The sequence below is a fragment of the Arsukibacterium sp. genome, from assembly GCF_033721375.1.
Lineage (GTDB): Bacteria > Pseudomonadota > Gammaproteobacteria > Enterobacterales > Alteromonadaceae > Alishewanella.
This window is the reverse complement of sequence record NZ_JAWWAP010000011.1, coordinates 21,856-43,150: the sequence shown is the minus strand read 5'-3', so window position 1 is coordinate 43,150 and position 21,295 is coordinate 21,856. Positions and strand designations below refer to the sequence as shown.

Here is a 21,295-nt window from a genome sequence, read left to right as displayed (position 1 = left end):
AATGTTAAGGCAGATACAAAAAGGCTTTACCTTGCTGGAGGTAATGGTGGTAATCGTTATACTTGGTATTATTGCCAGTATGGTGGTGCCAAATTTAATGGGTAATCAGGAGCAGGCCGCCCGCCAGAAAGTCGTGGTCGATATACAGCAGCTGGAAAGTGCGCTGGATATGTACCGCTTGCGCAATGGGTTTTACCCGACCACAGAGCAGGGTATCGAGTCACTGGTCACGGCACCCACCACCCAGCCTGCGCCACGATCTTTCCCGGAAGGCGGCTTTATTCGTCGCTTACCAAAAGACCCATGGAATGAAGACTATATTATGGTGAGTCCGGGCCAGCTTGGCCGGATTGATGTGTACAGTAAGGGCCCGGATCGGGTAGCGGGTACTGATGATGACATCGGTAACTGGAACCTGGATGCGGCAGATAGCAGCAATAATTAATGCCGACTCCGCTGCCAGGCCCGATGCGCCAGAATGGCTTCACCCTGCTGGAAGTAATGCTGGTAATGCTATTGATTGGCTTACTGGCGACCACCGTTGTGCTGAATTTCAGTGGTGATTCACCAGAGCAGCGGCTGAATAAGGAAACCGAGCGCTTCCAGCAGGTTTTCCAGTTTATTGCCGAAACAGCCATGTTAAAGCAACAGGAGTGGGGCCTGGTGCTGCAGGAAGGCAGTTACAGTTTTGTTTATTTTGATGGTGAAAAGTGGTTGCTGGCTGATGAGCCTAAGGCAGCCGCGCAATATGACCTGGCTGAAGATATCCGGCTGCAGCTGGAGCTGGAAGGCTTGCCGGGTGCAGAGCTGAGTTTATTAAGCCAGCTTAACTGGCAGGACGATGATGAATTTGCTGCCACTGACAGCGAACAACCGCCGGTACTGCCCCAGGTATTTATTTTATCCTCAGGTGAAATCAGCCCGTTCCGGCTAATGTTCCAACTGGGTGAGCGACTTGACCAGGTAACTCAGACCGTTGGCACCGATTTTACTATTCCGCTTAACCGCTCTGATATAGTTACGGTGCGCTGATGAATAAGCGCGGCTTTACTCTGTTAGAACTGCTGGTTGCCATGGCGATTTTTGCCACTGCCGGTTTGGCTATTATGCAAGCCAGCGGGGGGCATATCCGGGCGCTGAGTCAGATAGAAGAACTGACAATAGCCGGTTATGTTGCTAACAACCAGCTGCAACTGGCGATGCTTGAACCGAACTGGCCGCCAAAAGAAATACTACAGGGTGAGGTTGAGATGGCGAACCGGCAATGGCTTTGGCGCCAGCAGGCCACCACTGTGCCAGATGCTGATTTACGTCAGTTGGTGGTCAGTATCAGCCTGGCTGAACAGCCCGACGACGTACTGTTGCAATTAACTACATTTGTAGGCAAGCCCAGTGGTTAAACAACAGGGTTTCACCTTTATCGAAATGTTGCTGGCTACCGCGATATTCGCCATGGTGGGCCTGGCCTCTGTTGCTGTGCTGACCAGTGTTACCAACAGCGACGAGTTGTCGCAGGAAGCGACGGAACGAATTCAGCAGTTACAGCGCACCATGCTGATGCTGGAGCGCGACTTTATGCAAATAAGCGCCCGCCACGTCCGGTTAGAAGGTGAAGCACCGGTTAAATACCGGCTCTACGGCGAGCAGTATTTGCTGGACAGCGAAGACCACGGCCTCAGTTTTACCCGCCAGGGCTGGCGCAATCCCGGGCACATCTTGCCACGTGCTGAAGTGCAGCTGGTTGCCTACCGGCTGGAGCAGGGTGAGCTGCAACGCCTGTTCAGTCTGTATCCTGACGCAGTAGCAGGCAGTGAACCGCTAAAGCAGGTATTACAGCAGAACCTGACGGCTTTTACTGTTCATTATCTGCAGGGAGACGAATGGCTGGAAAAATGGCAGGACAGTGTTATGCCAAAAGCGGTGAAAGTGAGCCTGAGCCATCAATACCTTGGCGATATAGAGCGGATATTCAGTTTGCCGCCGGGTATGGTAGTACAACGAAGTGCAGCCAGCCCGGATCCAAATTCAGGCGGCCAGAACCGGCAAAATAATAATCGCGACCGGCAAGGTGATACCAATACCCCGGGTCAGCCGGATGATCAGCGGCGGGGCCAGCGCTGATGCTAAAAACCGAACGCGGCGCGGCGTTAATTACCGTACTAATGATTGTGGCTATAGTGGTGGTGATCGCTGTCAACATGACCGGCCGCCTGCAATTGCAGCTGCAACGGCAGCAAAATTTGCAGCAGCAACAGCAGGCATTCTGGTATGCCATGGGCGCTGAGAATTTTGCCCGGGTGTTGTTAAGCCGCAGCCTCAGCGGTGAGCAAACGGTTAACCTTGAGCAGGACTGGGCGCAAAGCGGTGCCAGCTTTGTGGTTACCGATGGTAATATCGCTGGTGAGATCACTGATTTGCAGGCGTGTTTTAATTTAAACTCGTTGCAGCAGGCGGGGCAGCGCGGACCGTCCGGCCGGATTGAGCAGACCGCGGCGCAGCGCGGTTTTAATCGCTTACTGGAACTGGCTGCCACTGATTTGTCGATGCCTGCCGAATATCTGGTCGCCAGAGTGCATGACTGGCTGGATGACGACAGTTTGCTCAGCACCGCTGGCAGTGCAGAAGAAGATGATTACGCCGCCTTACAGTTTCCCTATTACAGCGCCAACTCGTTAATGGTTTCAGTCAGTGAGCTACGACAGATCCTTGATATAACGCCGGCCGATATACAATTGCTGCTTCCCTATGTCTGCGTGATACCGGAAAATAATCAGTTGCTGCTGAATATTAATACCCTGACTGAGCAAACCTCGGTATTACTGGCAGCACTGGTGCCGGAGCTAACCGAAGCTGATGCCACCGATATGATAGCGGACAGGCCGGAGGGCGGCTTTAGCAGTGTCGATGAGTTACTGGCTTTGCCGCAATTAGCGGGTATTGAAGTGGCAGATGACGTCAAAGCATTGTTAACGATAAAATCCAGTTACTTTCAGTTAGTCGCAACCACATCTTATCTGGAAAGTGGTTTCGTGCTAACGTCGATATTCAGAGTAGATGATGAGAATACAGTCAGGGTATTGGCCCGGCGATTTGGAGGCCAGGGGTGAGTGAACAGTTAATTATCAGGCTGGGAAGCCGGGCGGGCGACACCATCAGCTGGCTGGTCTGGGCCAGCCATAATGATGAGATCATAGCGTCAGGCGAAATCGCCAACGCGGATGAGCTGACGCATCTGGCCGAACGCCTTGGCAACCGGCCTGTAGTAGCGCTGGTACCAGCCTCCGACGTCGTATTAAAACAGGTTAGTCTGCCGACCCGGCCGACCCGGCAAATTTTGCAGGCATTGCCTTATATGCTGGAGGATGAACAGGCCGAGGATATTGATCAGCTATGGCTGGCGCTTGGTGATTTAGAGCAGCAGGACGGTCAGTATCAGCAACAGGTGGCTGTGGTAAAGCGGGCACGGATGGATGACTGGCTTAGCTGGCTGCAGCACGCCGGTTTTAAGGTGGTACGCATGCTGCCGGACGCACTGCTGTTACCTGATAACCCGCTACCCGCCTGCATAGAGCTGAATAAGCAGTGGCTGATTAAGCAAGGGCCATGGCAGGCCAGTGCGATAGATAGTAGCTGGTGGCCGCAGTATCTGGCGTTGGCTGCCCTGCCAAATATCGCCAGTTACAGCCCCTGGCCCACTGGCATAATGCAGTCACAGCAGAGTATGGAACCTGAGCTGCCATTGGCCTTGCTGGCCAGACAGCTGCAGCAGGTCAACTTTACGCTGTTGCAGGGGCCTTATGCGCCCAAGCGTCAGACCAACAAATATTGGCAGCAGTGGCGAAGCACTGCAGCACTGGCTGCCAGCTGCTTTGGCGTATATCTGCTGGTGCAAAGCTTTACCATCTGGCAACTCGATCGGCAGTTAACTCAGGTTCAGCAACAAAGCCTGGCCCGTTATCAGCAAGCTTTTCCCGGCGAAACAATTGTAAATTTATCGCGCCAGATTGAGCAAAAGCTGGCTGCAGCGGGTATGGGCAGCGAGTCAGCCAGTTTTCTGACTTTGTTAGAAGCCCTGCAACGTCAGCTGGCTGAAGTGGGCGATATCAATGTTGACAGTTTACGGTTTGATGCTGAGCGCACCGAGCTGAGATTTTCCGCCAATGCCGGTGGCTTTCAGAACTTTGAGCGTTTAAAAACCGCGCTGGAAAGTGCCGGCTATGTGATAGAGCAGGGCGCGTTAAGCAACGATGGTGCGCGGGTACAGGGCACAGTAGTAATGCGGAGCAGAGCATGAAGCAGCAACTTCAGAATTGGTGGGGTGGCTTAGCGGCACGCGAGCAGCGGCTGGTCAGTGTCGCGGCGGTGGTGTTGGGCGTGGGTGCCCTCTACTGGTTAATCTGGCAGCCAATACAGCAAGGTCACGCCAGTAAGCAGGCCGCGTTAAATCAGGCTCAGCTGCAGCTGGCAAAATTACAACAGGCTTTACCGCAGCTGCAACAGGCTGCGTCCAGTCAGAGCCGGGTGGGCGGAAGCCTGGCACAAATCGTCAGCAACAGCTCCCGTACCTATAACATTCAGGTTAGCCGGATGCAGCCACAAAATGAGCAATTACAGCTGGTGCTGGAAGACGTCCCTTTTGAGCAGTTGTTGCGCTGGCTGGCGCAACTGCAAAGTGCCAACGGAGTCAGGCTGGTCAGTCTGGATGTTGCCAATACAGATCGCAGTGGCATAGTTCGGGTAAGGCGGATGGTAATTGAATAGTATGAAGTATTGGAAATTAACGGTAATTGCAGTGCTCGCTTATTTGTTTTTTATGCTGTACCTCGTGCCTGCTGCCTGGTTTGTGCATTGGCTGGGCTTACCTGCCAACATACAGCTGAGCCAGGTACAGGGTACCCTCTGGCAGGGTTCAGCTATGGTAGCCCAATACCAGAGCTTACAATTTCAGCAATTACGCTGGCAGTTTAATGGCTGGTCGTTATTGCGTCTTGCTCCCCAGGTGAACGTGACGGCAGGCAGTATTGGCGAGCGTGAGCAGCCCTATGTCTCAGCCAGTGTGGCCTATAGTGTCAGTGGCCTTGAAATAGAGCAGGCACTGGTGCGGTTGCCAGTCAGTCAGTTACTGCCACTGCTTAAGTTGCCGTTGCCGGTGTCAGCAACAGGTGAGCTAATGATTGAAGTGCAGGAGTTCCAGCAGGGTAAACCCTGGTGCAGCAGCCTGGCTGGCAATGCCAGCTGGCTGGATGCCCGGTTGCAACCGCCGACCGGCACCTGGCTTGACCTGAACAGTATTGTTGCTGACTTACGTTGTCAGGACGGCAGCCCGGTGCTGATAACCGATGGTAACAACAGTTTAGGCCTGGCGGTTACTGCTGCGGTGGAAAACAACCGCCTGACTGTTAATGGCAGTTTAAAGCCTGAAGCCAGGCTGCCACAGGAAGTGCATCAGGCGATGCAATTTGTCGGCCGGCCGGATGAGCAGGGCCGCTATACCATCAGGTTTTAGCGGCAAATAGCCAGCTTATTCAGCTACTTTTTCCAGTTTGGAATGTGCCAGAATATCCTGCAGCAAGGGCGTATAATCGGTAATTGCCGGAAACTCACTGATGGTTCTGGTTTGTTGCTGGCTGTCAGGGTTGGCTACTGCTAGTAAATGTTTTATACCAAAGTTCTGGGCCGCGGTCAGTATAGGCAGGCTGTCGTCAACAAATAATGTGGTTTCATTATTAAAACCAAGCCGCTGCTGCAGTTTTTGCCATAAGGCCCAGCTTTCTTTGGTGACACCAAATTCATGGGTGGAAATAAGGGTGTCGATATATTTGGCTAAATCGGTTCGCTCCAGTTTTAATGATAAGCTGTCAGGATGGGCATTAGTCACCAGCACGACATTGCGTCCGGATTGTTTCAGGGCGGTTAAAAATGCCGGTACATCGGGGCGCATCTGAATTTTATCCATTACCTCACGTTTCAGCTCAGTAATAGGGAGTTGTAATCGCTCGCCCCAGTAATCCAGGCAGTACCATTGTATTTTACCCGTTAATTCAGCGTACTCACTCTGTAACTGGGCTTTGGCATCGGCCAGGGTAATACCGCTTATTTCAGACCAGCGCAGCGGTAAATGCTCCAGCCAGAAGTGATTATCAAAATGCAAATCCAGTAAGGTGCCATCCATATCCAGCAATACGGTATCAATTTCTGCCCAGTCCAGCATAGGTTTTTCCTGTTATTCGTTTTATAGTAGCCTCAGCAGATTGTAACAGAGGGCAAGTGATGACGCAGCGCCATACGAGCAAACAGGTACCGGAAATTCTGGCGCAGGAAATCGTGGCCCAAAGCAGATTATTTAAAATTGAGCAACTGCAGTTGCGTTTCAGCAACGGTGCAGAGCGGGTTTATGAGCGGATGCGTGGCTCTGGCCGCGGCGCAGTGATGATTGTTGCCTGTCCCGATCCCGACCATTTTTACCTGATCCGTGAATACAGTGCCGGCACCCATGATTATCAGCTGGGGTTCCCCAAAGGCTTGATCGATCCGGGTGAAGATGTGCTGGCGGCGGCGAACCGGGAATTAAAAGAAGAAATTGGCTTTGGCGCCGGCCGTTTTGTACCGTTAAAGTCTCTGGCGCTCGCGCCGGGATATTTTAATGCTACAATGCATATAGTTATGGCATTCGATTTATATCCCGAGCAGCAAGAGGGAGATGAACCTGAACCGCTGGAACTAATCAGTTGGGCGCGCGGTGACAGTGATCTGTTATTACAACAGGTAGACTTTACCGAAGCAAGGAGCGTGGCCGCCCTGTTACTGGCACAGCAATACCTGGAAGCTAATCCGGATGTTTTTAAGCAAACTGCTTGAGAGTGTAAAACAGACTGCCCGCGAAGCTGGCCAGCATTTGTGGCAGCTGTATCAGAGCGGCGATTTTGTCGCTGAACAAAAAGCCGATACCAGTCCGGTTACAACGGCAGATCTTGCAGCCAACGCCATGATTATCGACCGCTTGTCTGATTTAACCCCGGATATCCCGATAATTTCAGAAGAAACCACCATCATCCCGTTAGCACAACGTCAGCACTGGCCACGCTACTGGCTGATCGATCCAATGGACGGCACTCAGGAGTTTGTTGCCCGCAGCGGCGATTTCGCCGTCAGTATCGCCCTGGTAGAACATGGCTGGCCGGCGTTGGGAGTAATATACTGGCCGAAAGAAGATATCCTGTATTATGCCAGTCGCGGCCATGGGGCATTTAAACAGCAGCGCAATTTAATCAACCGGATGCAGGTCCATCAGCATCAGCAAGGCGAGGTGTTGCGAATTGCGGTAAGCCGGCGCCAGCCGTTACAACCTATTGTATCTTTGCTGAGCGAGCGCCAGACAGTCGAGTATATTCCGCTTGGCAGTTGTTCCCTGAAAAGTTGTCTGGTTGCTGAGGGCAAAGCAGATTGTTATCTGCGACTTGGTCCGACCGGGGAATGGGACACTGGCGCGGTGCATATTATTGTCGAAGAAGCCGGCGGTAAAATTCTCGACAGTCAGTTTGCGCCGCTGAGCTACAACCAGCGGGAAACCCTTGCCAACCCCGATTTTATGGTAATTGGTCAGGCAGAGTTGCCGTGGCGGGAACTGATCCAGGCGAAGCCGACTACCAGGCTTCTTACCTCATAACCAACCATTTATTTTGCATAACTTTGCTATAGGCCATACAGCACGCGGTTTACTGCAGTTTTAGCGCCATTCTCAACTATCTTTTTTCTGCTGAAAACGCTAAGATACACGGGTATTTTTTGGACAAAAACCAGGCTGTTGCCCAAAAAATAACATAATTAATAAGTCCGCTAGAGACTGCACCCTTACCTACAGTACCCTTAGGAGTTACATCATGTCCGATCTGGATCTGGGCCAATACGGCATTACAGATGTCACGGAAATCGTTTATAACCCGTCATATGACTTATTGTTTGCGGAAGAAACCCGCAGCGATCTGCAAGGTTATGAGCAAGGCAAACTGACCAAGCTGGGCGCGGTTTCGGTTGATACCGGTATCTTCACCGGCCGCTCCCCGAAAGATAAATATATTGTTCGTGACGACACCACCCGCGATACGGTGTGGTGGTCAGATCAGGGTAAAAACGACAACAAAGCGATTAGCACGGAAGTATGGGCTGATTTAAAGTCGCTGGTGACTAACCAGCTATCGGGCAAGCGTCTATTTGTAGTCGATACTTACTGTGGCGCCAACGCCGATACCCGCTTAGCGGTGCGCTTTATTACCGAAGTAGCCTGGCAGGCGCATTTCGTTAAAAACATGTTTATCCGGCCGACTGACGAAGAGCTGAAAAGCTATAAACCAGACTTTATCGTCATGAATGGCGCTAAATGTACCAACCCGAACTGGCAGCAGCAGGGGTTAAATTCAGAGAATTTTGTGGCATTTAACCTGACCGAGCGGATGCAGCTGATTGGCGGCACCTGGTATGGCGGCGAAATGAAGAAAGGTATGTTCTCGATGATGAACTACTTTTTACCACTGCAGGGCATCGCGTCGATGCACTGTTCTGCCAACGTTGGTAAAGACGGTGACGTTGCGGTATTTTTTGGCTTGTCAGGAACCGGTAAAACCACCCTTTCCACCGATCCAAAACGCCAGCTGATTGGCGATGATGAGCACGGTTGGGATGATGACGGCGTATTTAACTTTGAAGGCGGCTGTTACGCCAAGACCATCAATTTATCAGAAGAAAACGAGCCGGATATTTATCACGCAATCCGCCGGGATGCGCTGCTGGAAAACGTCAGTGTGGCAGCTGATGGCACGATTGATTTTGACGATGGTTCAAAAACCGAGAATACCCGGGTGTCTTATCCGATTTATCATATCGATAATATCGTTACCCCGGTTTCGAAAGCCGGCCATGCCAAAAAAGTCATTTTCTTAACGGCAGATGCCTTTGGTGTGTTACCGCCGGTATCAAAGCTGACTGAAGAGCAGGCCAAGTATCACTTTTTATCGGGTTTTACCGCTAAACTGGCCGGGACCGAGCGCGGCATTACTGAGCCTACCCCAACCTTCTCCAGCTGTTTTGGCGCGGCCTTTTTAAGCCTGCACCCGACACAGTATGCTGAAGTATTAGGCAAACGAATGGCGGCATCTGGCGCTGAAGCGTATCTGGTCAATACCGGCTGGAATGGCACGGGTAAGCGGATTTCCATTAAAGCCACCCGCGCTATTATCGATGCTATTCTGGATGGCAGTATCGAAAATGCTGAGTTTGTGCAGCTGCCGTACTTTAATCTGGCAATGCCGAAGCATTTGCCCGGTGTGGAAGACGGTATTCTGGATCCGCGCGCGACTTACAGCAACCCGGCAGACTGGGACGTAAAGGCAAAAGATTTAGCCAAACGCTTTGTCGATAACTTCGCCAAGTTTACCGACAATGCCGAAGGCAAGGCTTTAGTGGCTGCAGGCCCGCAGCTGTAACCCCCTCATCTTTGTAAATAAAAGCCAACCTTCGGGTTGGCTTTTTTGTTTATAAAGCAAATTCGTTAATTATTTATCAATATTCTCAATTTAAATGTTTACTTTTGAATTCAATTGAATACACTGAGTGCGAATTGAACACAAAGCAGCCAATAACAGGGAGTGGAAAATGAGCAGCAAAACGGTGCCATTCAGTGCCCGGATAAGTATTGAAGATGCCGAGTTTATCAGCACACTGGAATACGATGGAGCTCATACGCCTTCTGACAAGTTGCGGGCGCTGCTGGCAGAAACCCGCCGTAAACATGCCAGTTATCCAGACTATGGCCACAATCTGGCGCAAATGCAGGAGTGGCTGGGGCAGATGAAACGCCAGTTGCTGATCCGGCAGCAGCAGCTTAATCAGCAGGCAGAGCCAGTGGTACGGGTGCTGGATGCCTTACCCGATTTACTGGCAACATTGCAAACGATGGCGGCCCGATGTCCGCAAATGAATGTGCGGGAGCTGCAGCAAACAGAACACAATGTTTTGCAGAAAATTTACCGGTTAAATGAGTTATTGCTGCCACTGGCAATAACCGAGAGCGATAGTAATGACCAGGAATTACAGCGGGGTTTATTCGCGCTGGCAACATTAATTAATGAACACAGAATGGCAATACAAGGAGAGCAGTGATGAGCGAGAGTATTACCCGCCGGGTAGCCCGGTTAGTTAGCGGCAGTGTTAATGCGTTAGTTGATGCGGTAGAAAGTAGTGCGCCGGAAGCTGTAATGGAACAGGCCATTCGCGAGCTGGATGCTGCAATTGCCGATACCCGTGCCGAATTGGGGCAGCAGGTTGCCCAAAAGCACCTGGCCAGTAAAAAGTTAATGGAAGAGAACAGCCGCTATGAGCTGCTGGCGGGGCAGCTGGATGTGGCCGTGGCCAATGGCCGGGATGATTTAGCTGAAGCTGGTATTGCCCAGCAAATGGATATTGAAGCCCGCATTCCGGTGCTGGAAGCCTCAATCAGTGATTGCGCGAACCGCGAAAAAGAACTGGAAGGCTTTATTCAGGCCTTGCAGGCGAAAAAGCGCGAAATGAAGGCTGAGTTAACTGCTTTTGTCCAATCACAGACAGCAAAGAACAGCGCGACAGCCGTTGGCAGTAAAAACGCTGACAATGCCACCGACAAAGCAGAGCGGGCTAGCGATGCATTCGGCCGGGTGCTGGAAAAGGCATCTGGTGTTGCCGGGCGGGATACGGCTCTTGGCAATGCCGGCAAATTAGCAGAGCTGGAAGAGCTGGCCCGAAAAAACCGGGTAGCTGAACGATTAGCAGCCCTGAAGGCCGGTAAAAGCTGATGCTGAGTCTGGCGCTGGCCAGTGAAAATCTGGTGTTCAGTATTGCTCTGGTTCTGATGTTGATGATCGCGGTACTGGAAGGTGTAGCAGCACTTTTTGGCGCCGGAGTGTCCTCAGCTCTCGAGAGCCTGCTGCCTGAGTCAGAAATTAGCCCGCATGCCGAAGTTGGTTCAGTCGACGCTGATTCCGCGCTTAGTCGTTTTCTGGGCTGGTTGCGGATTGGCGAAGTACCGATCCTGATGTTACTGGTGATTTTCTTACTTAGCTTTGGCCTTGCCGGCTTATTGTTGCAGGGCCTGCTTCATTCTGTGACTGGCAGCCTGGCGCCGGGCTGGCTGGCAGTGCCTGTTGTATTTTTAATTAGTTTACCGGTTGTCCGGTTTGGCGGTGGTGTGCTGCAGGCTGTTATGCCGCGGGATGAAACCACTGCAGTGACCGGGGACAGCCTGCTGGGCAGGATCGCGGTAATCACTTTGGGAACCGCCCGTTATCGCTATCCGGCTGAAGCCCGGGTAAAAGACCAGCATGGCTACAGCCATTACCTGCAACTGGAGCCCGATATTGAAGGCGACGAGTTTGAGCAGGGCACAGAAGTATTATTGTTGTCCCGCCAGGGCGCAGTTTATAAGGGGATCAGGAATGCTAATCCTCATTTATCAGATCAGGACCCAAACCGGTCTTAATTAAACGGAAAGACATTTTTCAAAAGGAGCAGTAAATGTTGGCAATGAATTTGGTAGATATTTTAATTATCGCCGGGGTAGCACTGGTTGGGTTGCTGGTGCTGGGAATGATTCTGGCGCGCTTATATAAAAGAGCGACCAAAGAAATTTCCTTTGTACGTACCGGTTTTCGTGGTGAAAAAGTGATAATGAACGGCGGTGCTATTGTGCTGCCGGTGCTACATGAAATTATTCCGGTAAATATGAACACGCTGCGCCTGGAAGTGCGCCGCGCCAATGAACAGGCGCTGATCACCCGGGACCGGATGCGGGCAGATGTGACGGCTGAGTTTTATGTCCGGGTAAAACCAACGGTCGATGCCATTGCCAATGCAGCCCAGACCCTGGGTTTAAAAACAATGAACCCTGCGGAGCTGAAAGAACTGGTTGAAGGTAAATTTGTTGATGCGTTACGCTCTGTTGCTGCTGAAATGGCAATGGAGGAATTGCATGAAAAGCGGGTCGATTTTGTCCAGAAAGTACAACATGTGGTATCAGAAGACTTATTGAAAAACGGTCTGGAGCTGGAGTCGGTGTCATTAACCGGGCTGGATCAAACAGCGTTCGAGCACTTTAATCCGCAAAATGCCTTTGATGCTGAAGGTTTAACTAAGCTGACCCAGGCTATCGAGTCACGGCGTAAAATTCGCAACGACATCGAGCAGGAAACAGATTTAGCAATTAAAACCAAAAACCTGGAAGCAGAGCGGGCCAAGCTGAATATTTCGCGGGAAGAAGAATATGCCCGTTTAGAGCAGGAGCGGGAAGTCTCTATTCGCCGCGCGTCGCAAATGGCAGAAATTGCCCGCGAACAGGCGGAGAAAAAGCGGGAAGCGGAGGAAGCTCAAATTGCCTCGCAACGCGAAATTGATTTAAAACGCATTATGTCAGAGCGGGATATCGACAACGAAAATATCCAGAAAGACCGGGCAGTGCGGGAAATGGATATTGCCAAGCAACGGGCAGTGGAACAGGCTGAGATTGAGCGGCAAAAAGCGGTTGAACTGGCAACACAGGAAAAATCGATAGCCGTCGCCGAGAAGTCACGGGCCGAGTCTGAAGCGAAAGCAGAAGCAGATAAAGCACGGGCATTGGCAGTGAAGCAGGAAGAGGGCGTTATTACTGTGCGTCAGACCGAGCAGGCTGAACGGGCAAAGCAGGTTGATTTGATAATGGCGCGCCAGCTTGCAGAAAAAGAAGCAATACAGTTGATGGTGGCAGCAGAAGCCGATAAAAAAGCAGCGGAAGACCAGGCTGAGGCGATGCGGGTTGCCGCACAGGGTGAAGCGGATAAAGAGCGGTTAACCGCCAAAGGTCAGGCCGATGCTGAACTGCTATTAGCAGACGCTAAAGCGCGTAGCTACGAAGTAGATGCCGAAGGTAAGAAAGCGATTAATGCTGCAGCCAATATGTTGTCGGTTGATCAGATTGCCATGCAGATCCGGTTGGCGCTGATTGAGCAATTACCGGAAATTATTGCACAGAGCGTTAAACCGATGGAGCAAATCAGCGACATTAAGATTTTGCAGGTTAACGGTATGGGCAACCAGGGTGGTGGCAATAGCGGAGAGGCAGGTAGCGGCGAGGCAGGCAATGGTTCACTGGCCGATCAGGTGGTAAACAGCGCACTGCGTTACCGGGCTCAGGCACCTATTCTGGACTCACTGCTATCAGAGATTGGCTTAAAAGCCGGTGATATCAATGGTATGACAGAAGCGCTGCAAGCACCGTTAAAACAGTAATGCTAATTTAAACGGTATAACAGGCCGCAGTTGCGGCCTGTTTCAATTCAGTTTCAGGTTATTCTCTTGTGCTAAGGTTACTGACAGCAATTTGCTGGCTAGCAGACGCAGGAGGTGCCAATGAAACTGTCTAAGCTGATATTTACCGCAAGTACTGGTCTGGCGCTATTATCCGTGGCGCTGTTATTCGGCCAGCCTGAAGCTGACAATTTAACCAATGGTCACTCAGACAGTACGCAACAATATAGTTCCGGCTGGCAGCCGATAACTGACACGACGCTGGTCGATCATTGCCCGGCTAACGATTTATACGACTATCCGTTTGCTGATTACTGTCATAATGTGGTGTTCGCCTGGGGTGGCGGCGCGCTGGATCAGAACAGCGGCCGGCTGTATCTGTGGGGCGGCGGTCACAATGACTACTATGGCAATGAGGTTTATCAGCTTGATGCTATCAGTGGTGAGTTACAACGGCTGACCGAGCCGGCGCAACCGGCGGATCCGGAAAAAATACCCAGGCTGACAGAACTGGCCCCCTTTGACGGCAGCCAGCCTAATTCCCGCCATACTTACGATGGCCTGGCATTTCTTAGTAACCAGGGGTTGTTGTGGGCATTTTCTGGTGCGCTGGCAGGCAGACATTCTGGTGGTGCAGATCCGAATACATGGCTATTTGACCCTGATGCCAAACGTTGGCAAAAAGATGCCGTCAGTGGTGATATTCCGCGCGGCGCCTTTGGGGTAGTGGCTGCTTATGACAGTAAAACCGGCCTGGTTTTTGTGCATGACAGATCAGCATTATACAGTTATCAGTATCAGCCGGAGGGCGGCATTTATAAAAAGCTGAATGATAAAGGTGGCCTTGGGTTAGGGGTTAATGCGGCAATTGACCCTGATAATCGCAAAATGCTGATAATAGGGCAGAAAAAACAGATAATTTATGATTTAAACCCAACGTCAGGTTATAGAAGGACGGTTTTGCCGTTAAAAGGCGATGCGGAATTTATTAACCAGTTTCCGGCACCGGGTTTAAGCTACAACAGTAAGGATGGTCACTTTTACGCCTGGCCGGGCGATGGCAAGCTGTATCAGTTTGACCTGGCCAGCCTGAGCTGGCGCGGTATTGAAATAAAGGGTGATCCGGGACCCCAGGTACGCCACGGTACCTTTGGTCGGTTTGCTTATGTTAAAGCTCAGGATGGCTTTGTGCTGCTGAATAACCCGCGCCAGCCAGCCTACTTTTTAAAGCTGCCGGCGCAGTAAAAACAGTCAGTTATTCATCCGACAGGTTTTTCAGTCGGTGCTCCCAGCGCCTTTTGGCAAAGCGGCGCATATTGGGAATATCATCGGTTTCATCCATGATTGGCTGGCCGATAATGGTTTCAATTACGTCTTCCATTGTCACCAGACCAAGCCAGCTGCCATATTCATCATACACCAGACACATATGCTGGCGCTCATGCATTAACTGGGTCATTAAATGCTCGGCATTCATTTTATCCGGGATAACTTTAACCGGCTTCATGATGTCTGCCACCACCTGTTGATCAGTAATATTCAGCAGATCATAGCGAAACACGATACCCAGCGGTGACTCATCTTTATCCAGCACCGGGTAGCGCGAGAACTGTCCCACTTTTACCCGCTCAGTAAATTGCGTTAATGGCTCGTCCGGGCTGGCACTTTCACAGACAGTACGCGGGGTCATAATATCGCGTACTTTAAAATCATGCAGGTCGAGAATATTAGCAATAACCCGCTGTTCATCTTCGTCCAGTTTGTTCATCTCCCGGCCGAGCACAGTCAGCGCTTTAATTTCCTGGCGAAGATCGGGCTCATGGCTAACGCCACCGAATAACTTCATTAGTTGGTCTGACAGCCAGATAAAAGGCCGCAGCACAGTGATCATAATTTTTAATATAACCGGCAGCATTGGTGCCAGTGCCGGCCAGTAACGGGCACCGATGGTTTTTGGAATAATCTCTGACAACACTAAAATAAGCAGGGTCATTACCGCAGAAGCAATGCCCAGATAGCCATCACCAAATACCAGCGTTACCTGCGCGCCGACGCCAGTGGCGCCAACGGTATGAGCGACAGTATTCAGGGTTAAAATCGCTGCCAGCGGCTGATCAATTTTATCTTTTAATACTTTAAGTTTTTCATATAGTTTCGGGTTCTGTTGCTTCTGCTGAGCAATATAACTCGGAGTGACGGAGAGCAATGCTGCTTCCAGAATGGAGCAAATAAAAGATACGGCTATCGATAAAACTGCAAACGCAATTAACAGGCTCATACAGGTTGGTTACAACACTCCGTTTTGTTAAAGAAGCGGCAGTATAAAATGGCCTAAATAAAAAAGCGAGCCGCTAAAAAGCCGGCTCGCTGTTCAGACTGTCGGTTAAGCAAACTTAACCTGCATATAATGGAATGAGTTTATAACTCTGTAACCTGATATACCGTTACCGAGCCGCTCACTTCGTTACCGATAATCAGCAATGGGTTGCCATTCGGGCTGTCTGCTGATGGCACAAATTTAATACTTTCCGGGCCAAGATCGCCGGCCAGCGGTACTTCAGTGCAATCCAACCCTTCAGCAGGGTCACAGGGATCGGCCAAATCGTCGTCCAGTTCAAAGTCTGCACTGAAATCGCGGTTAATATAATGGCTGACAAACTGGGCCTGGAACGGATTGGTGACATCATACACGAATAAATCACCGCTGCGCTCCTGCGCGATAAAGGCGTAGGTCCGGTCTTCGATTATGCCAACGTCAATAGCTTCCGGCTCGCCCCCTTTATCATCAGAGCGGTTATCACCTTTGTTTTCGGTGTGGGCACTGTTAAAGTTGTTGCCGAGAATAGCGGCTGAGATGCGACCAAAATCGTCACCGGAATCATATACCATGTTGATATTTTGATCCCAGATAGAGAATGAACGCCCGCCATAAGCATACAGTTTGTCGACAATACCATCGTTGTCCGGGTCAACCAGCGCTGCGGTGACTTTTAAACGGCCTAAACCATCATCACCGCCAGTGGCGTCATACAGGGCCTGCAACTCAGTGCTGAATGTTTTATTCAGTTCATCCGGGTCGATAATATCAGCGGCGCGGATATCTTCCGAATACGCATCCCAGTCTCTTGAATCACCCTCGTTGGCTGAAACAATAAAGGTTGCACCATTCCACTGATACGAGGCGATGCTGTCGGGCTGATACATGCCATAGACGTTAGCTAATGTGGCAAAAGAGGCCACTTCATCTTCGTTGGTGTAGTCAATCAGGTACTGGCCCCAGTCTTTTAAGCCCAGTGCTTTAACTTCAATGGTCATATCTGTCAGGTCGATAATGCCAATGGCGTTACTTTCCTGCAGTGACACCCAGGCTTTTTTGCTATCGGCGGCAACCGTAATATATTCCGGCTCCAGTTCCTGAGCCACTGTGGTGCCTGCCGGGCTGGCAAATTTAACCCCGGCCTTCATTAATAAGCTTTTGCGTTTGGCATCTGTGTCGTAGTCACTGGCAGCAAGCAAGTCGGAGCTGAATACCATATCACTGCTGAAATTGATCGTCTGAGCCAGATCGGCTGCAACGCCATCGGTCATATTAATTACTGAGATACTGCCTTGCGGGTCAACCAGATAGTCAGTATCAGGTTCCCCTTCGTTGGCTACCAGTACCTTACTGCCATCCGGAGTAAAGGTCAGCATATCTGGCAGGGCGCCTACTGCTACGGCCTTAACAAAACTGCCGTTGCCGGTTGCATCCAGGTTGTAAAACAGTACTACCCCATTGCTGGTTTTTACCGGCGCCGCCACTGCAATTGCCAGCATATCGCCAAAAATGGCAATGGAATTGGCCTCTCCCAGCGCCACACTTACATCGGCACCGGCTTCGTTTTTAACGGTGGCAGTATCGGCAAAAGTAAAGGGTACTGACGTTAAACTGTCATCGGTAATCCCATTGCCAACAGCAGCAACAGGCAGGTTGGTTAAGTTAATCACTTCAATCTGATTAGCCGCGGCGTTTATTGCAAATGCGGAGTTTGATGGTTTGTGAAACTGGACGATCTCAGCAGCAGATTTACCGTAAATACCGGTGTTAAAGCGGCCGACAACCTCAATGTTCAAATCGCGTGGCAGGTTTTTTCCTGGCTGACCACTGGGCCCGGTGCCTCCGGTTGGGCCGGCTGGCCCGGCAGCGCCCGCTGCACCATCGTCGCCATCAAGCGAGCAGCCAGCTAAAATAGTAATAATACTTAAGGTAAGTAGTGAACGTTTTAACATGCCGATATCCCTGATTTTATTATTAAAAGTAACAACTATTAATAAATCAGTGTCAGCGGTGGCTATGACAGTTACATGAAAAAAGGATGATCTTTTTATGACGCGCTACGGCTGCTCAGCTTGCTGTTGCAAAAAATGCTGCTTCGGCATCAGGTTTACCGTTTCGTGCAGCTCTGAATAAACAATAACGACCTCGCCTGTTTTCAGCTGGCGTTTTACTGCAGTTACTTTTTCTGCGAGTGAGATTTCCTGCTCGCCATAATCGGTGCCTTCACGCAGCACATAATATTCAATCAGGTTATTCAGAGTATCCTGATCCAGTTCGTGGTATGGAATGATCATAAGATTAATTGCTGCTTTATAAAGGCCGGAATACGCTGGCTAAGCCAGAACTTAGGTTTTAACGGGCTGCCATAAACAAAGCCGACATGGCCGCCACCGCGGGTCAGTTCATAATGAATGTGATTATTCAGCTCCGCTGGCTGCGGGATCACTTCATCACTTAAAAAAGGATCGTCGTTGGCGTGAATAATCAGGGTGGGGATTGCAATATGCTTTAAATAGGCCTTAGCGCTGGCTTTTTGATAGTAATCCTGTGCGTTTAAAAAACCATGGATTGGCGCAGTATAGTGCTCGTCAAACTGCTCAATGCTGGCAAACCCCTGAACTTTTTCCGGCGTTAACGGCAGCGGGAACTCGGTAAATTGCTGCAGTTTTAATAAGGTGCTGCGTTTTAACCTGCCCAGTAAATAGCGCTGGTATAACTTGCTGCTGCCGGTGTTAATCCGTTTGGCGCATGCAGATAACGACAGCGGCGGGCAAACTGCGATGGCAGCTGCCAGCGGGTTGTCAGCAGCCTGCTCGCCACAGTATTTTAAAAGCACATTGCCGCCAAGCGAATAACCTATGGCCACCAGCGGCCGGCCAGGGTAGCGCCGGGTTATTTCTTTTATTACCAGCGCCACATCTGCGGTGTCACCACTGTGATAGGCCCGGGGCAATTTATTCGGTTTACCATTGCAGCCGCGAAAATGCAGCATTACGGCACTCCACGCTAATGTCTGACACTGTGCCAGCATCGCCTGAATATAATGGCTGTTGATATCGCCAGCCAGGCCATGCAACAACAGCAGCAGCGGGGTGGTGTCTGTCGCATTATCGGCAGGCAACCAGTTAAGTTGCAGCTCATCACCATCTGGCAGACTGAATATTTCAGCTTCGGTGTTGATAAGGTGTTTCGGGCTTAAATATTTGGCAAACACCGTTTGCAGATGGGCATGGCGTAACCACCAGGCGGGTTGAAAAGGCGGCTGGTTGTATGACTGAGCGTGCTGCTGCGGTACTGGTCTGAGCTGAGCTTGCAAATGCGCGTATCCTGATAAACAATGGCTTAAATTCTACTTCTGGTACAGCACTATGGATCGGCGGCAATTTATTTTATCCGGTATCGCGCTTGCTGCTGCAGCCAGTTTAGGTGCCACCATCAGTTGGTATGGCTGGCAGCAGAGCCTGAGCCCGGATACAAGTAACCAGGACTTAGTGCTGTCGGCTGTGTTACCGGCGCTATTGTACGGGGCTTTACCTGAAGATGCGACCCTGGCGGCGACTGAACTTGAGCGCACTAAAGCGGCCGTTAATGATTTTCTGCCGTTTTTACCACTGCGCCAACAGCAGCAGATGTTCCAGCTGTTTAATCTGTTAGCCAACCGGATCAGCCGGCTGGGCATGACCGGCCACGTCAGTCAGCTGGAAGAATTAACGGTACAACAGCGGCTGGCACTGCTGGATAGCTGGCGTGACAGTTATCTTGCCTTATTGCAGCAGGCTTATCATGGCCTGCGCGAGTTGCTTTATGGTGCGTACTATGGCCAGCCTAAGCACTGGCAGGCGCTGGCTTATACTGCGCCAAGGTTTCGGTAAAATGTTAAGACCTAATTTGAATAGCGGCAGGGTGGAACCCCGATGCGCAGCCACAGAGTGTCTGAGTGGTCGCGTAAGCGACCGCGAGTTGCTGTGGCGAGCACAGCGGGCGTTGCAGACTGCAAGCTTTAACGTAAACCTGGGTTTTGTGTATGGCTCGGGTACAAGGAAATCCACACTTCGCCGCCTTGGAAATCACGTTTGTGGAACCATACAATGATAACTAATCACCTGGACGCCAGCCAGTTTACTGAGGATCAGCAGTTTGAAGCGGATATTGTGATTATCGGCTCGGGTGCCGGCGGCGGTATTGCAGCTGAGCAACTGGCGCAGGCAGGGCTGAAGGTGCTGTTGTTAGAAGAAGGCGCCTATTACACCCGCGATGATTTTGTCATGGAAGAGCGCTGGGCTTACCCTAATTTATATCAGGAAGGCGCTGGACGGAAAACCCGGGATCAGGCTATCAGCATTTTACAGGGCCGCACTGTTGGTGGCTCAACCACTGTTAACTGGACTACCTCTATCCGCACCCCGCAGCCAACGCTGGATTACTGGCAAAGCGAGTTTGGTCTGAATTTTAGCGGTAGCAATGACTTAACGCCGTATTTTGCCAAAGCCGAGCAACGGCTGAATATCCGGCCCTGGCCGGTGCCACCGAATGGCAATAACAGTGTCATTAAGCGAGGCTGCGAGGCCCTGGGCTGGCAGCACACGATAATCAGCCGCAATGTCAATGGCTGCGCCAACCTGGGCTACTGCGGCATGGGCTGTCCGATTAATGGTAAGCAGTCAATGCTGGTCAGTACCATTCCCGCGGCGCTGGCCCTGGGCGCGACCTTAATCTCGCGCCTGTCAGTGCGTAAATTTACCTGGCAGGGTGATAGCATACGCGGTATTGACGCAGTGCCGGTGAACCAGCACTTTCAGCCACGTAACGACATTTGTATTGGTATCAAGGCTAAACACTATATTCTGGCGGCGGGCGCTATTGGCTCGCCAGCTATTTTGCTGCGCTCAGAGGTGCCGGATCCGTCCGGCCGGCTCGGCAGGCACACTTATCTGCATCCATCGCTTATCAGCGGTGCCTTGTTTACTGAACAGATTAACGGCCATGCCGGGGCGCCGCAGTCGGTCTATTCCGATCAGTTTGTCTGGCCCGATGGCAGCGATATTGGTTATAAGCTGGAAGCTGCGCCGGTGCATCCGGTTTTAATGGCGACTAAGCTTACCGGCAGCGGCCAGCAGCACGCGGCTTTAATGCAGCAGTTTAACCAGCTACAGGTGACGATAGCATTGCTGCGCGATGGTTTTCATCCAGAAAGTCAGGGGGGCAGGGTAATGCTGGATAGTCAGCAGCAACCAGTGCTCGATTATCCGCTAACAGAGTATTTATGGCAGGGCGCCCGCCGAGCTTTGTTATCAATGGCTGAATTGCAGTTTGCGGCCGGTGCTGAGCAAGTGCTACCAATCCATCATGACGCCAGACTATATAACAGCTGGCGCGAAGCCAAAGTTGCTATTAATAATCTGCCCATACAGAAATACCGGCAAACGGTAGCTTCAGCCCATGTTATGGGCGGCTGCAATATGAGTGTTGATCCGGCTAAAGGGGTCGTTAACCAGCAGGGCCGCCATCATCAGCTGCAGAACTTATCAGTATTCGATGGTTCTATTCTCCCTACCAGCCTGGGCGCCAATCCACAGCTCACTATTTACGGTATGACCTGGCGTAATTGCCAGCGCTTGCTGTCTGAGCTGACCAAGGCATAGTTGGCCTTTGCCAAATTCATGCTATGGTTAA

General features: G+C 51.1%; 23 protein-coding genes. 18 read left to right on the top strand and 5 right to left on the bottom strand.

Annotated features, from left to right (window positions below; translation table 11 throughout):
- Position 1: 1 nt before the first annotated feature.
- The 8 genes from gspG to R3187_RS16450 are packed head-to-tail and all read left to right on the top strand — an operon-like array spanning position 2 to position 5,506.
- A complete protein-coding gene (gene gspG, locus R3187_RS16485; RefSeq protein WP_318968159.1) occupies positions 2–445 on the top strand; it encodes a type II secretion system major pseudopilin GspG in 444 nt (147 codons plus the stop codon).
- Complete coding sequence (gene gspH, locus R3187_RS16480; RefSeq protein WP_318968158.1) at positions 445–1,032, top strand: type II secretion system minor pseudopilin GspH; 588 nt, start codon at positions 445–447, stop codon at positions 1,030–1,032. The genes gspG and gspH overlap by 1 nt, the downstream gene beginning before the upstream one ends.
- On the top strand, positions 1,032–1,400 hold the full coding sequence (gspI, locus tag R3187_RS16475) for a type II secretion system minor pseudopilin GspI (RefSeq protein ID WP_318968157.1): 369 nt from the start codon (positions 1,032–1,034) through the stop codon (positions 1,398–1,400). Before gspH ends, gspI begins: the two co-directional genes overlap by 1 nt.
- Entirely contained in the window at positions 1,393–2,121 is a 729-nt protein-coding gene (gspJ, locus tag R3187_RS16470) for a type II secretion system minor pseudopilin GspJ (RefSeq protein ID WP_318968156.1), read from the top strand. The genes gspI and gspJ overlap by 8 nt, the downstream gene beginning before the upstream one ends.
- Complete coding sequence (gene gspK / locus R3187_RS16465; protein ID WP_318968155.1) at positions 2,121–3,107, top strand: type II secretion system minor pseudopilin GspK; 987 nt, start codon at positions 2,121–2,123, stop codon at positions 3,105–3,107. The genes gspJ and gspK overlap by 1 nt, the downstream gene beginning before the upstream one ends.
- Positions 3,104–4,294, top strand: a complete 1,191-nt coding sequence (gene gspL / locus R3187_RS16460) for a type II secretion system protein GspL (protein ID WP_318968154.1) — start codon at positions 3,104–3,106, stop codon at positions 4,292–4,294. Before gspK ends, gspL begins: the two co-directional genes overlap by 4 nt.
- A complete protein-coding gene (locus R3187_RS16455; protein ID WP_318968153.1) occupies positions 4,291–4,761 on the top strand; it encodes a type II secretion system protein M in 471 nt (156 codons plus the stop codon). The genes gspL and R3187_RS16455 overlap by 4 nt, the downstream gene beginning before the upstream one ends.
- A 1-nt stretch (position 4,762) precedes the next feature.
- Positions 4,763–5,506, top strand: a complete 744-nt coding sequence (locus tag R3187_RS16450; protein ID WP_318968152.1) for a type II secretion system protein N — start codon at positions 4,763–4,765, stop codon at positions 5,504–5,506.
- Positions 5,507–5,521: 15 nt separating this feature from the next.
- Here the strand turns inward: R3187_RS16450 and yrfG are convergent, their stop codons facing one another.
- On the bottom strand, positions 5,522–6,211 hold the full coding sequence (gene yrfG / locus R3187_RS16445) for a GMP/IMP nucleotidase (RefSeq protein WP_318968151.1): 690 nt from the start codon (positions 6,209–6,211) through the stop codon (positions 5,522–5,524).
- 59 nt (positions 6,212–6,270) lie between these two features.
- On the opposite strand from yrfG, the gene nudE reads away from it, so the two are divergent.
- The 8 genes from nudE to R3187_RS16405 all read left to right on the top strand — a co-directional run bounded on the left by nudE (position 6,271) and on the right by R3187_RS16405 (position 14,550).
- Complete coding sequence (nudE, locus tag R3187_RS16440) at positions 6,271–6,858, top strand: ADP compounds hydrolase NudE (RefSeq protein WP_318968150.1); 588 nt, start codon at positions 6,271–6,273, stop codon at positions 6,856–6,858.
- Positions 6,836–7,666 (top strand): 3'(2'),5'-bisphosphate nucleotidase CysQ, encoded by an 831-nt coding sequence (gene cysQ, locus R3187_RS16435; RefSeq protein ID WP_318968149.1) that lies wholly within the window; start codon positions 6,836–6,838, stop codon positions 7,664–7,666. Before nudE ends, cysQ begins: the two co-directional genes overlap by 23 nt.
- Before the next feature lie 214 nt (positions 7,667–7,880).
- On the top strand, positions 7,881–9,479 hold the full coding sequence (gene pckA / locus R3187_RS16430; protein ID WP_318968148.1) for a phosphoenolpyruvate carboxykinase (ATP): 1,599 nt from the start codon (positions 7,881–7,883) through the stop codon (positions 9,477–9,479).
- 169 nt (positions 9,480–9,648) lie between these two features.
- On the top strand, positions 9,649–10,155 hold the full coding sequence (locus R3187_RS16425) for a hypothetical protein (RefSeq protein WP_318968147.1): 507 nt from the start codon (positions 9,649–9,651) through the stop codon (positions 10,153–10,155).
- Complete coding sequence (locus R3187_RS16420) at positions 10,155–10,823, top strand: PspA/IM30 family protein (RefSeq protein ID WP_318968146.1); 669 nt, start codon at positions 10,155–10,157, stop codon at positions 10,821–10,823. The genes R3187_RS16425 and R3187_RS16420 overlap by 1 nt, the downstream gene beginning before the upstream one ends.
- Positions 10,823–11,506 carry a YqiJ family protein gene (locus tag R3187_RS16415; RefSeq protein WP_318968145.1) on the top strand — a complete coding sequence of 228 codons (684 nt, stop codon included), beginning with the start codon at positions 10,823–10,825 and terminating at the stop codon, positions 11,504–11,506. Before R3187_RS16420 ends, R3187_RS16415 begins: the two co-directional genes overlap by 1 nt.
- Before the next feature lie 35 nt (positions 11,507–11,541).
- Positions 11,542–13,287, top strand: a complete 1,746-nt coding sequence (locus R3187_RS16410; RefSeq protein WP_318968144.1) for a flotillin family protein — start codon at positions 11,542–11,544, stop codon at positions 13,285–13,287.
- 120 nt (positions 13,288–13,407) lie between these two features.
- Positions 13,408–14,550 (top strand): hypothetical protein, encoded by a 1,143-nt coding sequence (locus tag R3187_RS16405; RefSeq protein ID WP_318968143.1) that lies wholly within the window; start codon positions 13,408–13,410, stop codon positions 14,548–14,550.
- Positions 14,551–14,560: 10 nt separating this feature from the next.
- Here R3187_RS16405 and R3187_RS16400 read toward each other — a convergent pair whose 3' ends face one another.
- The 4 genes from R3187_RS16400 to R3187_RS16385 form a co-directional block, all read right to left on the bottom strand.
- Positions 14,561–15,583 (bottom strand): CNNM domain-containing protein, encoded by a 1,023-nt coding sequence (locus tag R3187_RS16400; protein ID WP_318968142.1) that lies wholly within the window; start codon positions 15,581–15,583, stop codon positions 14,561–14,563.
- Positions 15,584–15,723: 140 nt separating this feature from the next.
- Positions 15,724–17,574: a choice-of-anchor I family protein gene (locus R3187_RS16395; protein ID WP_318968141.1), complete on the bottom strand. Its 1,851-nt coding sequence runs from the start codon at positions 17,572–17,574 to the stop codon at positions 15,724–15,726.
- 105 nt (positions 17,575–17,679) lie between these two features.
- Complete coding sequence (locus tag R3187_RS16390; protein WP_290618402.1) at positions 17,680–17,916, bottom strand: YheU family protein; 237 nt, start codon at positions 17,914–17,916, stop codon at positions 17,680–17,682.
- Positions 17,913–18,938: a hydrolase gene (locus tag R3187_RS16385; RefSeq protein ID WP_318968140.1), complete on the bottom strand. Its 1,026-nt coding sequence runs from the start codon at positions 18,936–18,938 to the stop codon at positions 17,913–17,915. Before R3187_RS16385 ends, R3187_RS16390 begins: the two co-directional genes overlap by 4 nt.
- A gap of 52 nt (positions 18,939–18,990) precedes the next feature.
- Here R3187_RS16385 and R3187_RS16380 point away from each other — a divergent pair, with 52 nt between their 5' ends.
- Entirely contained in the window at positions 18,991–19,494 is a 504-nt protein-coding gene (locus tag R3187_RS16380; protein WP_318968139.1) for a hypothetical protein, read from the top strand.
- 216 nt (positions 19,495–19,710) lie between these two features.
- Positions 19,711–21,264: a GMC family oxidoreductase gene (locus tag R3187_RS16375; RefSeq protein ID WP_318968138.1), complete on the top strand. Its 1,554-nt coding sequence runs from the start codon at positions 19,711–19,713 to the stop codon at positions 21,262–21,264.
- Positions 21,265–21,295: the final 31 nt, after the last annotated feature.

What these genes read in the sequence shown, in the direction of transcription:
- gspG (WP_318968159.1), top strand. Translation starts at nt 2, where the DNA reads ATGTTAAGGCAGATACAAAAAGGCTTTACCTTGCTGGAGGTAATGGTG.
- gspH (WP_318968158.1), top strand. Translation starts at nt 445, where the DNA reads ATGCCGACTCCGCTGCCAGGCCCGATGCGCCAGAATGGCTTCACCCTG.
- gspI (WP_318968157.1), top strand. Translation starts at nt 1,032, where the DNA reads ATGAATAAGCGCGGCTTTACTCTGTTAGAACTGCTGGTTGCCATGGCG.
- gspK (WP_318968155.1), top strand. Translation starts at nt 2,121, where the DNA reads ATGCTAAAAACCGAACGCGGCGCGGCGTTAATTACCGTACTAATGATT.
- R3187_RS16455 (WP_318968153.1), top strand. Translation starts at nt 4,291, where the DNA reads ATGAAGCAGCAACTTCAGAATTGGTGGGGTGGCTTAGCGGCACGCGAG.
- R3187_RS16450 (WP_318968152.1), top strand. Translation starts at nt 4,763, where the DNA reads ATGAAGTATTGGAAATTAACGGTAATTGCAGTGCTCGCTTATTTGTTT.
- yrfG (WP_318968151.1), bottom strand. Translation starts at nt 6,211, where the DNA reads ATGCTGGACTGGGCAGAAATTGATACCGTATTGCTGGATATGGATGGC.
- nudE (WP_318968150.1), top strand. Translation starts at nt 6,271, where the DNA reads ATGACGCAGCGCCATACGAGCAAACAGGTACCGGAAATTCTGGCGCAG.
- cysQ (WP_318968149.1), top strand. Translation starts at nt 6,836, where the DNA reads ATGTTTTTAAGCAAACTGCTTGAGAGTGTAAAACAGACTGCCCGCGAA.
- pckA (WP_318968148.1), top strand. Translation starts at nt 7,881, where the DNA reads ATGTCCGATCTGGATCTGGGCCAATACGGCATTACAGATGTCACGGAA.
- R3187_RS16425 (WP_318968147.1), top strand. Translation starts at nt 9,649, where the DNA reads ATGAGCAGCAAAACGGTGCCATTCAGTGCCCGGATAAGTATTGAAGAT.
- R3187_RS16420 (WP_318968146.1), top strand. Translation starts at nt 10,155, where the DNA reads ATGAGCGAGAGTATTACCCGCCGGGTAGCCCGGTTAGTTAGCGGCAGT.
- R3187_RS16415 (WP_318968145.1), top strand. Translation starts at nt 10,823, where the DNA reads ATGCTGAGTCTGGCGCTGGCCAGTGAAAATCTGGTGTTCAGTATTGCT.
- R3187_RS16410 (WP_318968144.1), top strand. Translation starts at nt 11,542, where the DNA reads ATGTTGGCAATGAATTTGGTAGATATTTTAATTATCGCCGGGGTAGCA.
- R3187_RS16405 (WP_318968143.1), top strand. Translation starts at nt 13,408, where the DNA reads ATGAAACTGTCTAAGCTGATATTTACCGCAAGTACTGGTCTGGCGCTA.
- R3187_RS16400 (WP_318968142.1), bottom strand. Translation starts at nt 15,583, where the DNA reads ATGAGCCTGTTAATTGCGTTTGCAGTTTTATCGATAGCCGTATCTTTT.
- R3187_RS16395 (WP_318968141.1), bottom strand. Translation starts at nt 17,574, where the DNA reads ATGTTAAAACGTTCACTACTTACCTTAAGTATTATTACTATTTTAGCT.
- R3187_RS16390 (WP_290618402.1), bottom strand. Translation starts at nt 17,916, where the DNA reads ATGATCATTCCATACCACGAACTGGATCAGGATACTCTGAATAACCTG.
- R3187_RS16380 (WP_318968139.1), top strand. Translation starts at nt 18,991, where the DNA reads ATGGATCGGCGGCAATTTATTTTATCCGGTATCGCGCTTGCTGCTGCA.
- R3187_RS16375 (WP_318968138.1), top strand. Translation starts at nt 19,711, where the DNA reads ATGATAACTAATCACCTGGACGCCAGCCAGTTTACTGAGGATCAGCAG.